This is a genomic window from Archangium sp. Cb G35 (genome assembly GCF_001896145.1).
In the GTDB taxonomy this organism is placed as follows: Bacteria; Myxococcota; Myxococcia; order Myxococcales; family Myxococcaceae; genus Archangium; species Archangium violaceum.
The window spans coordinates 364,981-378,389 of the sequence record NZ_MPOI01000003.1; the positions used below are offsets into that span (position 1 = coordinate 364,981).

The 13,409-nt window shown below is 69.6% G+C and carries 9 protein-coding genes; 3 read left to right on the forward strand and 6 right to left on the reverse strand.

What is annotated here, in order from left to right; translation table 11 throughout:
* Nucleotides 1-4: 4 nt before the first annotated feature.
* Nucleotides 5-2,620 carry a VIT domain-containing protein gene (locus BO221_RS12035; protein WP_073560559.1) on the forward strand — a complete coding sequence of 872 codons (2,616 nt, stop codon included), beginning with the start codon at nt 5-7 and terminating at the stop codon, nt 2,618-2,620.
* Between the two features lie 57 nt (nt 2,621-2,677).
* Here the strand turns inward: BO221_RS12035 and BO221_RS12040 are convergent, their stop codons facing one another.
* The 3 genes from BO221_RS12040 to BO221_RS12050 form a co-directional block, all read right to left on the reverse strand.
* Entirely contained in the window at nt 2,678-3,688 is a 1,011-nt protein-coding gene (locus tag BO221_RS12040) for an NADP-dependent oxidoreductase (RefSeq protein WP_073560560.1), read from the reverse strand.
* Nucleotides 3,689-3,799: 111 nt separating this feature from the next.
* Nucleotides 3,800-5,233 (reverse strand): di-heme oxidoredictase family protein, encoded by a 1,434-nt coding sequence (locus BO221_RS12045; RefSeq protein ID WP_073560561.1) that lies wholly within the window; start codon nt 5,231-5,233, stop codon nt 3,800-3,802.
* Complete coding sequence (locus BO221_RS12050) at nt 5,230-6,726, reverse strand: hypothetical protein (protein ID WP_073560562.1); 1,497 nt, start codon at nt 6,724-6,726, stop codon at nt 5,230-5,232. Before BO221_RS12050 ends, BO221_RS12045 begins: the two co-directional genes overlap by 4 nt.
* 147 nt (nt 6,727-6,873) lie before the next feature.
* On the opposite strand from BO221_RS12050, the gene BO221_RS12055 reads away from it, so the two are divergent.
* Both BO221_RS12055 and BO221_RS12060 read left to right on the forward strand, forming a co-directional pair.
* Complete coding sequence (locus BO221_RS12055; RefSeq protein ID WP_143195403.1) at nt 6,874-7,374, forward strand: hypothetical protein; 501 nt, start codon at nt 6,874-6,876, stop codon at nt 7,372-7,374.
* Entirely contained in the window at nt 7,371-8,171 is an 801-nt protein-coding gene (locus BO221_RS12060; protein ID WP_073560564.1) for a ferritin-like domain-containing protein, read from the forward strand. Before BO221_RS12055 ends, BO221_RS12060 begins: the two co-directional genes overlap by 4 nt.
* A 19-nt stretch (nt 8,172-8,190) precedes the next feature.
* Here BO221_RS12060 and BO221_RS12065 read toward each other — a convergent pair whose 3' ends face one another.
* From BO221_RS12065 to gyrA, 3 genes are all read right to left on the reverse strand, one after another.
* A complete protein-coding gene (locus BO221_RS12065) occupies nt 8,191-8,493 on the reverse strand; it encodes a YkvA family protein (RefSeq protein ID WP_083680972.1) in 303 nt (100 codons plus the stop codon).
* 96 nt (nt 8,494-8,589) lie between these two features.
* Nucleotides 8,590-10,179 (reverse strand): hypothetical protein, encoded by a 1,590-nt coding sequence (locus BO221_RS12070; RefSeq protein ID WP_073560566.1) that lies wholly within the window; start codon nt 10,177-10,179, stop codon nt 8,590-8,592.
* 301 nt (nt 10,180-10,480) lie between these two features.
* Nucleotides 10,481-13,249 carry a DNA gyrase subunit A gene (gene gyrA / locus BO221_RS12075; RefSeq protein ID WP_073560567.1) on the reverse strand — a complete coding sequence of 923 codons (2,769 nt, stop codon included), beginning with the start codon at nt 13,247-13,249 and terminating at the stop codon, nt 10,481-10,483.
* Nucleotides 13,250-13,409: the final 160 nt, after the last annotated feature.

The window sequence follows — 13,409 nt, forward strand, 5'->3', positions numbered from 1 at the left end:
AGCCATGGAGATCCAGAAGGCAGGGCTGTACACGCAGAGCGGTGCGCAGGTTCCCCTTCAGGGCGTGGACGTCAGCGGCGAGCTGCTCGGAGGTCACGCCCGCGTGCGCGTGCGCCAGCGCTACCGCAACACCGAGTCCAAGCCCGTCGAGGCCGTCTACGTCTTTCCCCTCCCCTCCGACGCCACCCTCACCTCCTTCTCCATGGAGTGCGCCGGCCGCCGCGTCCAGGGCGTCCTCAAGGAGCGCGAGGAGGCCTTCCGCACCTATGACGACGCGGTGACCGCCGGCCATGGTGCCGCCCTGCTCGACCAGGAGCGCCCCAACGTCTTCACCGCCCAGGTCGGCAACCTCCTGCCCAACGAGGAGACGCTCGTCGAGGTGGAGTTCCTCCAGGCCATCCAGGTGGAGGAGGGCTGCGTGCGCTGGGCCCTGCCCACCCTCGTCGCTCCCCGTTACATCCCCGGCAATTCCTCCGGTGACCGCTCCGCCCATGGCTGGGCCAATCCGACCGACCGCGTCCCCGACGCCGACCGCATCACCCCTCCCGTGGGCGACGCGCGCTACGGCCTCACCCTGGACCTCCTCGTGTCACTTGGCCGCGAGGTCGTGGTGGAGAGTCCCTCCCACAAGCTCGACCTCTCCCGCTCCGAGGGCTCCACGCGCGTCAAGCTCTCCCAGCCCCACGTGTCCCTGGACCGCGACCTGGTGCTGAGCATCCGCAGTCCGGATACCAGCATGCCCCTCACCACCCTCGTCACCCACCGCAAGGGCGAGGAGCCGGGCACCTTCGCCCTCACCGTGGTGCCGGACCTGCTGGGCATGGCCTCGGGCCCCAAGCGTCAGGAAGTGGTGTTCGTGGTGGACACCTCCGGCTCCATGGACGGCGAGAGCCTCCCGCAGGCCCAGGGTGCGCTCCGGCTGTGCCTGCGCCACCTGCGCGAGGGCGACCGCTTCAACATCATCGCCTTCGAGAACTCCTTCCGTCTCTTCTCGCCGGAGCCGGTCACCTTCACCCAGAAGACCCTGGAGCAGGCCGACCGCTGGGTGGCCGCTCTGCGCGCCAGTGGCGGTACCGAGCTGCTCCAGCCCATGCAGGCCGCCGTGCAGGCCGTGCCAGATGGCGTGGTGGTGCTGCTCACCGACGGCCAGGTGGGCAACGAGTCCGAAATCCTCAACGCGGTGATGGGGGCTCGCAAGACGGCGCGCATCTACTCCTTCGGCATCGGCACCAACGTCAGTGACGTGCTGCTCAAGGACATGGCGAAGCAGACCGGCGGCGCCGTGGAGTTCATCCACCCCGGCGAGCGCATCGACGACAAGGTGGTGGCCCAGTTCTCCCGCGCGCTGGCTCCCCGCGTCACCGGCGTGGAGATTCACTTCGAGGGCGTGGAAGCCTCGGAGCTGGCTCCCGCCGAGCCTCCCCAGCTCGTGGACGGCACGCCCTGGAGCCTCTTCGGCCGCTACACCACTCCCGGCTCCGGCAAGCTGGTGCTCAAGGGCAAGTCCGGTGCGGAGACCTTCTCCCTCTCCATCCCCGTGAGCTTCCCCGCCCAGAGCGACCGGCCCGCCGTGGAGAAGCTCTGGGCCGCCGAGCGCATCCGTGCCTGGCAGGACGCGGCCCTCGTGGGCCGGCGCGCCCAGTCCCTCAAGGACCGCATCGTCCAGCTCGCCCTCGCTCACGGCATCGTCACTCCCTACACCTCCTTCGTCGTGGTGGAGGAGCGCACCGGTGAGCGCCGCGCCTCGGGCCAGCCCGAGACTCGCGTCGTCCCCGTCAACGCTCCCGCTGGTTGGGCCATGTTCGGCACGGCGAAGCAGGAGGAGGCCGAGGGCGGCTTCGACAGCATGGGCGCATCGGGAGGCAGGGCAAAGCGGCAGCGCAGCACCGGGTCGTTCCCGGCGGTGCTCTCGAAGGCAGCCCCCGCCAGGAGCGCCCCCGGGGCCGCGCGGCCTGCTGCCCCGGGTGCACCGCCTCCGCCCGCTCCCATGGCCCCCGCGCCGGCCGCATCGATGGCGCCGCCCGCTCCGGCTCGCGCCGCCGCGGTTCGCAAGGAGGCCGAGTCCGCGAAGAAGAAGGGCGGTTTCTTCGGTGGCCTGTTCAAGGACAAGGCCCCGACGCCCGTGCAGGCGGAGCCCCTCATGGACTCCATGAGCGACGACGCCGAGGCGGAGGAGTTCGCGGAGCTGTCGCGCGCCGCGCCCGCGGAGGAGGCGCCCATGGAGCCGGCGCACGGAGCCGACGGCGGGGTGGGCCTGCTCGAGAAGCAGCTCGCCAGCGGCCTGTGGGCGGGCACGGGAGCGGGCGCCGAGCCCGTGCGTCAGGCCCGCGCCACCGCGCTCGCCCTGCTGGAGCTGCTGCGCCAGGGCATCACCAGCAGCCATGCCCTGCACGGCGCGCAGGTGAAGAAGGCCGTGGAGGCACTGCTCGCGCTCGTCCCGCAGCTCGGCGGCGCTCCCGACGTGGCCGAGTTCGCTCTCGGCGTGGCCTGGCTCGTGGCCGCGGGTCCTCGCACCCGCGGGCGTATCGCCCAGGCCGCCCAGCCCATCGCCGGGCTCAGCGCACGGCTGGAGAACGAGGTGGCCCTGCGCCAGCACGTCGACGCACTCGCGACGCGCTGAGCCGGTCCCCTCTCCTGCTGGTGCCGGAGCGCCATCCATGCGCCCCGGCGCCAGCCGTCACTCGTTGGCCACCTTGAGCACGAGCTTGCCCGTGTTCTCGCCCTTGAAGAGCTTGAGCAGGGTGTCCGGGAACGTCTCCAGGCCCTCGACGATGTCCTCGCGCGACTTGAGCTTGCCCTGGGCCACCCAGCCGGCCATCTCGCGCGCGGCCTCGCCGTAGCGCGCGGCGTAGTCGAACACCACCATGCCCGTCATGCTCGCGCGGTTGACGAGCAGCGACAGGTAGTTGGACGGGCCCTTCACCGGAGTCGTGTTGTTGTACTGGGAGATGGCGCCACAGATGATGATGCGCGCGCGCATCGCCAGTTGGGTGAGCGCCGCGTCGAGGATGTCGCCACCCACGTTGTCGAAGTAGACGTCGATGCCGTTGGGGCAGTGCGTGCGCAGCGCCTTCTTGACGTCCTCGGACTTGTAGTCGATGGCGGCGTCGAAGCCGAGCTCCTCGACGATGTACCGGCACTTGTCGGCACCACCGGCGATGCCCACCACACGGCAGCCCTTGAGCTTCGCGATCTGCCCCACCACCGTGCCCACGGCGCCCGCCGCGCCCGAGACGACGACGGTGTTACCCGGCTGCGGCTTGCCGATGTCGAGCAGCCCGAAGTACGCCGTCATGCCCGGCATGCCGAGCGTGCCGAGGTAGACGGGCAGCGCGGCGAAGCTCGTGTCCACCTTGGTGACGCCCTTGCCGTTGGAGAGGGCGTACTCCTGCACGCCAAAGGAGCCGGAGACATGGTCTCCCACCGCGAAGCCAGAGTGCTTGCTGGCGATGACCCGGCCCACGGCGCCAGCGCGCATGACCTCGCCGATGCCCACGGGCGGGATGTACGACTTGCCCTCGTTCATCCACCCGCGCATGGCCGGATCGAGCGAGAGGTAGAGCACCTTGACCAGCAGCTCTCCCTCGCCCGGCTCGCGCACGGGCTCTTCGGTGTAGGACCAGTCTTCACGCTTGGGCATGCCCACGGGACGGGCGGCGAGACGGAACTGATGATTGGTGGTGGTCATGCGGCCCCTCTTAACCGCCAGTGGACGCACGGGCCAGTGGAACGGGGACAGGCACCCTCACCCCGTCCCTCTCCCGGAGGGCGAGGGGTGATGGGCACCGTGCTGACGCGGTTACAGCGACTCGAGGAAGGAGAGGAGGGCCTCGCGCTCCTCCTTCGAGAGCTGACGGACGGCTTCTCGTGAGGCCTCGGCCTCGCCTCCGTGCCAGAGGATGGCCTCCATCAACGAGCGCGCCCGTCCATCGTGCAGGTATCGCGTGTGTCCGTTGACGGTGGCCGTCAGTCCGATACCCCACAGCGGTGCCGTCCTCCACTCGCGCCCCGTGGCCTCGAAGTCCGGCCGCCCGTCCGCGAGCGCCTCGCCCAGGTCGTGCAACAGCAGGTCCGAGTAGGGCCGGATCGTCTGCCCGGACAGCTCCGGGTAGCCCTCCAACGTCCCCGTGTCGAGTGTGGGCCGGTGACAGCCCGCGCACCCCACGCGGTGGAAGAGCGCCTTGCCCTGCAACACCCGGGGCGCGTCCACGTTCCGCCGCGCGGGCACGGCCGCCACGTGTGAATAGAAGGTGAGCGCCGCCAGCCGGTGGAGCTCCACCTCCGGAGCGCCTCCCGTGGGAGCATCCCCACAGGCCTGCTCCGCCGCCGTGCAGGGCTGCGCGGGGAAGAGCGCCGTGGTGAGCCCCATGTCCCCGAGGAAGGCTCCCGCGTTCTGCTGCTCCAGGTCCGGCTGGTTGGCCTTCCAGCCGAAGCGTCCCAGCACCTGCCGGCCCTCGCGCACGCTCCACACGCGGTTGGGCCTGCCGGAGATGCCATCTCCATTCGCATCGTCTGGATCCGCCCACTCCATCACCGTCTCCTCGGGCACCGCCGCCAGCAGGCCGAGCCCATGCAGCGGTTGAGCGAGCCGCGGCGAGAGCATCGTCTCCGGGTGAAGCGGACCATGAGCCGGTGCCTCCAGCACGTACTCCGGGGCCTGGAGGGTGAAGGCCTCTCCGTCCGCGAAGGAGCCCTCACGAGGCGTGTGGCGCACCACCACCCGCGCCTCGGCTGGCACTCCGGCGATGCCCTTCGGTTGGAGTTGGTCACCATAGGTGGGCTCGGGGAGCGGGCCGCCATTGGGCGCCGTGCCTGGAATGCTCAGGCGCACCAGCAGCGCCTCGCCCGTGGAGCCGGGCTCGTCCGGCGGCGCGGCCCGACCATTGGCCGGGTGGCACGAAATGCACGCCACCGCGTGGAAGAGGGGCCCCAGTCCATCCCGGTCCGCCCGGCTGCTGGAGGCCGGAGCGGGCACCCAATCAATCTCGAAGACGCCGCGTCCCGAGACGAACCCCGAGCGCCGCTCCAGCGTCAACGCCGGCAGCGCCTGGGCGAAGGCCTGTGCACCCGCGTGGGTGACGGTGCCCGCCTCACCGCCCGACAGTTCCTCGCCGGGCTCCACCACGTCCCAGCGCACCGAGGGCTCCTCTTCCGGAGGAGACGGAGGCTCCTCGCGGCACGCCGTCACGAGGGCCAGCACCGCCGCCCACGTCCAGCCGTGACGCCCCCTCATGGGAGCTTCACCTTCACGGGCTCGGGGTAGGTCCAGTTGTTCTGCAGCTCGTCGTTACCGAGCGAGCCGTTGCTGCTCCACCCCCACCCGAAGAGCTGGCCATCCCGGCGCAGCCCGAGTCCAAACGTGGAACCCGCGGCGACGTCCCGCAGCTCCGACAGTCCCACCACCGCCGTGTCCGCGAGCGGATCGGCCCGATGAGCGTCGCCACTCAGCCCATTGCCAAGCTGCCCGTTGAAGTTCTGGCCGAAGCCCCACAGCGTGCCATCCGCCTTGAGCGCGAGGCTGAAGTTGGAGTTGGCGGCCACGGCCACCACGTCCGACAAGCCCACTACCTTCACCGGCGCATGCACCTCGGTGCCCGTGCCACTCTCGCCGTTGCCCACCTGGCCACTGACGTTGAGGCCCCAGGCGGACACCGTGCCGTCCGCGTGGAGCGCCAGCACGTGGTCACGCCCGCTGGCGATGTCCACCACACTGGAGAGGCCCGGCACCTGCGCGGGCTCGGCGTGCGCCTCCGAGTCCTCCGTGCCCTGCCCCAGGTTGCCGAAGTTGTTGTTGCCCCACACCCACACCAAACCGTCCCGCGTGAGGGCCACCGACTGCTGCGAGCCGCCCGCCAGCTTCATCACGTCCGTCAGCCCGAGCACCGGCACGGGGTAGTCGCGGTCCGTGGTGGTGCCATCACCGAGCTGGCCGTTGTTGTTCTTCCCGAAGGCCACCACCGAGCCATCCGCCTTCAACACGAGCGAATGGCTGAAGCCGAGCGCCCCGGACACCGCATCCGTCAGCCCGGGCACCTGCGCTGGCCGGTTGCGGGCCACGGTGTCCGGCGTGTGCGTCTGTCCCTCCACCGGAGGCGACCCCAGGCCGAGCTGTCCGCTGGCGTTGGCGCCCCACGTCCACACCGTGCCATCCTCGCGCACCGCCAGCGAGCTGTTGCTGTTGAAGGCGATGGAGGCCACACGCGACAGGTCCACCACCACGGGCGTGGTGCGCGCCGTGGTGTCTCCCTGCCCGAGCTGTCCCTGCGTGTTCTGCCCCCACGTGTACAGCCGTCCGCCGTGCACCGCGCCGCCGTGCAGGCCCCCCGCCGATACGAGGTTGCCGAAGTGGAAGGAGACGGACGACTCGGCCACGTGGCCCACGGCGTCCTCCGCGCGCACCACCACGGTGTTGGCTCCGGGCCGGGGCATCACTTCCAATGCGAAGGCCCGTCCTCCCTCCGCCTCCGTGGACTCGAGCACCTGGAACTCACCGTCGTTGAGCCTCCAGGTGAGCCGCGCCACTCCGGAGTCATCACCCACCGTCCCCTCCAGCCGCACGCCCTGGTACGCGCCCAGACGCCGGGCCTCGTACGGCGAGGCGAACGACACGGCCGGCGGAGTCAGGTCCACCGGAGGCGGTGGCGTGCCCGTGCCGGGCGGCGGCTTTCCACCACATCCCCACAGCAGCACGGCTCCGAGCAGGGCGTAAGACGAACGTCGGTGCATGGCTCTCCCTTCATTCGGAGTGGAACTCCGGTGGAAAGCTCTGCCGCTAACGCATTCCCCTGGAGGAGCACAAGCCACCCACGGACTCGGGTATGGGTGTTGCTCCCTCCACCCTTTAGGATGGGGCACACACGGAAGGAGCGCGGGATGCGTACATGGCAAGGGGGTGTGACACTCGCGGCGCTGTGGCTGACGGGTTGCGCCTGGGGACCAGGGCCAGGCGGAGCCGCCAGTCTGGCGGCGGCCATCGGGCTGCTGTGGCTGGCCGCCTGCACTACCGTCACCCCGACCGAAGAAGATGGGGGCACCCGGGACGGTGGCACCTATGACCCCTGTTGCGTCGAGGGCAGGCTCACCACCTGCTACTGCCCGCCCAACGCCGCCTGCAACTACGGCCAGGGCTTGATCGTCTGCGATGATGGCAGCTGCTCGACCGCCCCCCACGCGCAGTGCGCCCCGGACGGTGGCGTCATCGACGCCGGGACGTGGGAGCCCTGCTGCTCCAATGGGGTGCTCACCAGCTGCTATTGCCCGCCCAACACCGCCTGCAACTACGGCCTCGGCTGGGTGAGCTGCGGCGAGGGGACGTGTGCCTACGTCAACTACGGCCAGCCCGACGCGGGCGATCCGTGCCAGCAGCAGCCATGAGGACGCTCCAACACACGGGGGGCCTCTTCCAGCGTCTCCACCAGAAGACGGTGCACACACCGCCGGAGCTCACCACGTTGCGCCCGGAGGAGGTGCCCCCGGAGCTGCTCCCACGGGTGCGGCGCACCTGGCAGGAGCGGGCCCAGAGTGAATTCCGCTCCATCCAGATCCTCACCCGCTTCCTCACCGAGGTGGTGGGCAGTGGAGACCCGCTGGAAGTCTACGCGGGCGCCGTGGAGGCGGTGGAGGACGAGGTGCGGCACACCGCGCTCTGCGCCGCGGTCTGCGAGGCCCTCGGCGCACCGGTCCTCCTGCCAACGCCCCTGCCACTCCTGGACCCGGAGGGCTTCCTGAAGGCGCCCATGCCCGAGCGGGCGCTGGCCACCGCCCTCACCATGCTCTGCATCAACGAGACGCTGTCGGTGGGCTACATCGAGGATCTCCGCGCGCGCTGCACCCAGCCGGGGCTGCGGGCCGTGCTGGACACCACGCTCGCGGACGAGGACGAGCACGGGGACTATGGCTGGGCCTACGCGGAAGTGTCGCTCCAGCGCTTCCCCGCCTCCACCCGGAAGGACTGGCGGCACCTGGTGGCCCAGACGCTCGCGCCGCATCAGGAGCAGGCGCGGCGTGTCCTGGCGGATGTCCCCCAGGCGCTGCGTGCGCTGGAAGCCCACCCCGAGCCCGAGCTGTCACACTGGGGCATTCTCGGCCCCGTGCGCCAGGCGCTCGTCTTCGAGCGCACCTTCCAGGAGCGCGTGGCCCCGCGGCTCCGGAAGCTGGAACTGCTGGGCTGAGGCCCTCGTGCGGCGTGCCTCAGCGCTCGCGCAGCGGAGGCGTGCCCGTCTGGCCCTCCACCACCGGCTGGGGCCAGCTCGACGGCTCCCCCTCCGGTGCGTAGCGCTGCACCTCGCGCACCATGAAGAAGGCCGCCGCCGACAGCACGCCCACGTCGTCCAGCCAGCCCAGGAGGGGCAGGAAGTCCGGCAGCGCGTCCACGGGCGACACGAAGTAGATGACGGCGAACAGCCCGGCCAGCCTCCGCCACAGCGGCACGCGCGGATCTCGCACGTAACGGAAGAACCGGGTCCCCATTGCACGAAGGCCTGCGACGTTCATGTCCTCTCCTACGAATGGAGGCCACGCTCCATTGCGACCCCTCCACCGTAGGTGCCCGGCCGCTCGCGGGGCAAGCGGCCTCGCTCGGAACTGTCCTCAGCCTTCCTCGCACCGGTCCTTGTCCGGCTTGCCCTGCCCGGGCTCGGCCGCCCGCGCCCCGCGCACCTCCGGCTCCTGGCACTCGTCATCCGGGTCCGGCTGCTTGTCGAAGGGCGGGCGCCGCTCGAGGAAGGCCTCCAGCAACTGCTGCCTCGGTGGGAGGAAGGTGTTCACCAGCACCCCCGAGAGCCCGAAACGCGAGCCATCCGGCCCCTCCTCCGTCGTGCGCTCGCTCACGTGCACGAAGGTGAATGGGGTCTTCTTGTCGGGCCAGGAGAGCCCGCCTCCGAGGTCCGCATTGGTGCTCAGTTGGTGGCAGCCCGCGCACGAGAGCACCTGCGCCCGCGCCACGATGTTGTCCACGGAGAGCGGACTGCCCAGCTCGTTGAGCCGCTGCTGGAGCTTCCTGCGCAGCGGGCCATCCCCTTTGCCCAGCTGGTGGGCGTAGAGGTTCTCCGTTCCGTTCGCGTGGCTCTGGCCGCTGTTGAAGCGCTCCTCCACGTCCAGGCTGAAGCGCAACAGGTCGTTGACCGCCAGCGACTCCACCTGGGACACGAGCGCCTCCGAGAACGCCTCCTTCAGCGGGTGCTCCTGCTTCGCGCTGAAGAGGATGCCGGCCGGGTTCGTCTTCACCAGGTCCGGCTCGAAGCGCATCATGCACGTGTTCCCCGTGCAGCGCGTGCGCAGGCGGAACTCGCGCAGCGTCCACGTGCCCTGCGTGGTGCTCTGCTGGATGAACTGGTTGGTGCGCACCTGGCCCGTCGCCCCCTCCGTGGCGTTGCCGAAGCGGTCGGGGTGGATGACCGGCGGGAACTTCCCCACGCCCTCGAAGTAGAAGCGGTACAGCGCCTCGGCGCGCGCCGCCGGGTCGGGCTCCCGCGAGAGCTCCGCCCAGAAGCGCGCCACCTTGCGGCACCCGTCCAGCCCCTTGCGCGGCTTCGGGTTGGGCAGCACCCCCTCGAAGGCGATCAGGTTGCGCTGATTCAGCTCGCTCATGCCCGAACGGCGCGCGAAGACGATGCGGTACTCCCCACAGTCGCTCCCGTCCGCCGCCGCCAGGTCGAAGCGATTGAAGAGCCCGATGGGCACGTACGCCGCCGCGCTCGTCGCCGGCTCGAGGAAGGGATTCTCCAGCGCCTGCCGCCACTCTTCGCGAGGGCAGGAGTAGGGGAACCTGTTGAAGCCCGGCTTGCCGTCCGGCAACAACTCGTCACCGCAATGCGGGCCACCCAGCCCCAGCCCGGGTGCCTTCCGCTGCGAGTCCCACCACTCCTGGTACAGCCTCAGCCCCGTCAGCCCCGGAACGCCGCTCTGCTCCGCGAGCCGGTTCATCACCTCCTCGAAGCTGAAGCGCGCCAGGATGACCTCGTCCGTCACCGCCAGCGAGCGCCGCGGATCCACGACGATGTCCTCCTCCGTCCCCGCCAGCGACTGGGGCCCACTCACCGTCAACAGGCTGATGCCCCGGCGCTCCGGATGCCGTGACACCTGGGGCACGGTGGGAACAGGTGGCTGCTCCTCCACGGACGCACGACAGGCCGTCAGGGCCGTGGCTCCAGCCAGGGCCAGGAGTAGAAACGAACGCATTGAACCCCCTCCGCGAGCCGCCTGTCTCCACTCGAGCGAAGGCGTGCCTGCCTCCAGAACTTAGTGACGCGGGCAAGGCGGGGTTGACCGTCCGGCACGGGACAACCGGTATGGGTTTCCCGTGCGGGTTCTGTGCGGAGCTCCACGGTGGCACTGCCCTGGAGGGCTTCCGTGCTCCCTGGAAACACGAAGAGGGCCGGTGGAGGGAATTCCCTCACCCCAGCCCTCTCCCAGGGTGTGAGGGGGCTTCACACGGGCTCCAACCGAGACCCGTGGCACCCTCACCCCGACCGGCCCTCGCTCAGCTCTGCTCCGGCTCCGGCTCCGAGGACCCCGTGTCCGACGGCTCTCCGCTGCTCTCGGTGGCCGCTCCGGCTTCCGACGGCTCCTCCGACGCCACCGCTTCCACCGGCTCCGTCGTCTCGCCCCCGTTCTCCGTCTCGTCCTCCGACTCCGGCAGCTTCGAGATGCCCGTCACCTTCTCGTCCGCGCTCTCCAGCGCGATCAGCCTCACGCCCTGCGTGTTGCGGCCGATGACGGAGATCTCCTTCGCCTTCATCCGGATGAGCATTCCGCCGTTCGTCACCAACATCACCTCGTCCTTGTCCGTCACCTGGACCAGGCCCACCACCTTGCCGTTCCGCTCGGTGGCCTTGATGTCGATGATGCCCTTACCGCCTCGGCCCTGCTGACGGTACTCGCTCTCCTCCGTCCGCTTGCCGTAGCCGTTCTCCGTCACCGTCAGGATGGTGGTGTCCTTCTCCACCACGTCGGCGCCCACGACCTCGTCACCCTCCTCCAGCGTGATTCCCTTCACGCCGTACGCCTGACGGCCCATCGAGCGCACCTCTTCCTCCGGGAAGCGGATGCTCATGCCCGACGCCGTCGACAGCAGGATGTCCTTCGTCCCATCGGTGATCTTCACCGCGACGAGCTCGTCCCCCTCGTCGATTCCCAGCGCGATGATGCCGCTCGCGCGCACGTTGGCGAACGCCGACAGGTCCGTGCGCTTCACCACGCCGCGCTTGGTCACGAAGAACACGAACTGGTTCTCCACGAACTCCCGCGTCACCAGCACCTGCGCCAGCCGCTCGCCCTCACCGAACTGCACCAGGTTCACGATGGCCTTGCCGCGCGACGTGCGGCCCGCCGACGGAATCTCGTGCACCTTCAGCGAGTACAGCCGGCCCTTGTTGGTAATGGGCATCAGGAAGGCGTGCGTGCTCGCCACGAACAGGTCCGTGACGAAATCGTCTTCCTTCGTCGTCGCCCCCGTCTTGCCGCGCCCACCGCGCTTCTGCGCCCGGTACTCGGAGAGCGGCGAGCGCTTCACGTAGCCCGTGTGCGACAGCGTGACCACCATCGTCTCCTCGGCGATGAGGTCCTCGCTGGTGATCTCATCCACCGCGCCGGTGATCTCCGTGCGCCGCTTGTCCCCGTAGCGCTCGCGGATCTCCTGCAGCTCCGTCTTGATGACGTTGAGCAGGCTCGACTCGTTGGCGAGGATGTCCTCCAGGCGGAGGATCTCCCGGATGAGGTCCACGAGCTCGCGGAACAGCTCCTCGCGCTGCAGGCCGGTGAGGCGCTGCAGGCGCATCTCGAGGATGTTCTTCGCCTGCTCCTCGCTGAAGCCCGAGCCCTCGTACTTGTGCTCCAGGCCCGAGTAGCTCGGCACCTCGGCGCGCGCGCGCGAGACGAGCAGCTCCATCTGCGCCTTGGCCTTCTCGTAGTCGATGCGCTGCAGATTCTTGAAGCGCTCGTGCTCGTAGAGGGCGGGCGACAGGATGTTCATCAGGCCCCAGCGGGCCTCGTCCGGATCCTTCGAGGCGCGGATGAGGCTGACCACCAGGTCGATGAGGTCCTGCGCGACGAGCAAACCCTCGACGATGTGGCGGCGGGCGCGCGCCTTGCGCAGCTCGAAGCGGCTGCGGCGCGTCACCACGTCACGGCGGTGCGAGATGAAGCGCTCGAGCAGCTCCTTGAGCGTGAGCGTGCGCGGCTGGCCGCCGTCGATGGCCAGCATCACCGCGCCGAAGGTGGTCTCCAGCGGGGTGTTGGCGAACAGGTTGTTGAGCACCACCGCGGACATCGCATCGCGCTTGAGCTCGATGACGATGCGCATGCCCTGCCGGTCGCTCTCGTCGCGGATGTCGCTGATGCCCTCCAGCTTCTTCTCGCGCACCAGGTCGGCGATCTTCTCGATGAGCCGCGCCTTGTTCACCTGGTAGGGAATCTCCGTGACGATGATGGCCTCACGGTCTCCCTTCTTGGAGGTCTCGATCTCCGTGCGGGCGCGCAGGGTGATCTGCCCGCGGCCTGTCTCGTAGGCGCGGATGATGCCCTCGCGGCCGGAGATGAAACCGGCGGTGGGGAAGTCCGGACCGGGGATGAACTGCATCAACTCCCGGACGGTGGTCTCGGGGTGGTCGATGAGGTGCAGCGTCCCGTCGAGCACCTCGGTCATGTTGTGCGGCGGGATGTTGGTGGTCATACCCACCGCGATGCCCGTGCTGCCGTTGACCAGGAGGTTGGGGAACTTGCTGGGGAGGACGAGCGGCTCGACGGTGGAGTCGTCGTAGTTGGGACCGAAGTCGACCGTCTCCTTGTCGATGTCCGAGAGCATCTCCTCGGCCAGGCGGTCCATGCGCACTTCGGTGTAACGCATGGCGGCCGGGGAATCGCCGTCCACCGAGCCGAAGTTGCCCTGGCCGTCCACCAGCAGGTAGCGGAGGCTCCACTCCTGGGCCAGACGCACCATGGCGTCGTAGACGGCGGTGTCGCCGTGGGGGTGGTACTTACCGATGACGTCACCCACCACGCGCGCGGACTTCTTGTAGGCGCGGTTGTGGTAGTTGCCCAGGTCGTTCATCGCGTAGAGGACGCGGCGATGCACGGGCTTGAGGCCGTCACGTACGTCGGGCAGAGCGCGCCCGATGATGACGGACATCGAGTAGTCGAGATACGAGCGGCGCATCTCGTCTTCGATGTTGACGGGGATGAGTTCTCCCACGCTGCCCGGAGGCGGAGGCGCGGGGGGCGTTGCCGGCTTGTCGGTGGTGTCGTCGGCCATGAAATCTGTGAGGTTTCGAGGGGGCCCGCACGTGGGGGCCCATCTGGGTAACGTGGTTACCTAACCCCCGGATTTTCCTGCGTCAACAAGGGAAACACGGGGGTGGTGAGGGGTAGCCAGAAAGGCGGTCCCGAGCCTGCCCGGCCGGGGGGTTCCAGAC

What these genes read in the sequence shown, in the direction of transcription:
- BO221_RS12070 (WP_073560566.1), bottom strand. Translation starts at nt 10,179, where the DNA reads ATGCGTTCGTTTCTACTCCTGGCCCTGGCTGGAGCCACGGCCCTGACG.
- BO221_RS12050 (WP_073560562.1), bottom strand. Translation starts at nt 6,726, where the DNA reads ATGCACCGACGTTCGTCTTACGCCCTGCTCGGAGCCGTGCTGCTGTGG.
- BO221_RS12035 (WP_073560559.1), top strand. Translation starts at nt 5, where the DNA reads ATGGAGATCCAGAAGGCAGGGCTGTACACGCAGAGCGGTGCGCAGGTT.
- BO221_RS12065 (WP_083680972.1), bottom strand. Translation starts at nt 8,493, where the DNA reads ATGAACGTCGCAGGCCTTCGTGCAATGGGGACCCGGTTCTTCCGTTAC.
- BO221_RS12055 (WP_143195403.1), top strand. Translation starts at nt 6,874, where the DNA reads ATGCGTACATGGCAAGGGGGTGTGACACTCGCGGCGCTGTGGCTGACG.
- gyrA (WP_073560567.1), bottom strand. Translation starts at nt 13,249, where the DNA reads ATGGCCGACGACACCACCGACAAGCCGGCAACGCCCCCCGCGCCTCCG.
- BO221_RS12045 (WP_073560561.1), bottom strand. Translation starts at nt 5,233, where the DNA reads ATGAGGGGGCGTCACGGCTGGACGTGGGCGGCGGTGCTGGCCCTCGTG.
- BO221_RS12060 (WP_073560564.1), top strand. Translation starts at nt 7,371, where the DNA reads ATGAGGACGCTCCAACACACGGGGGGCCTCTTCCAGCGTCTCCACCAG.
- BO221_RS12040 (WP_073560560.1), bottom strand. Translation starts at nt 3,688, where the DNA reads ATGACCACCACCAATCATCAGTTCCGTCTCGCCGCCCGTCCCGTGGGC.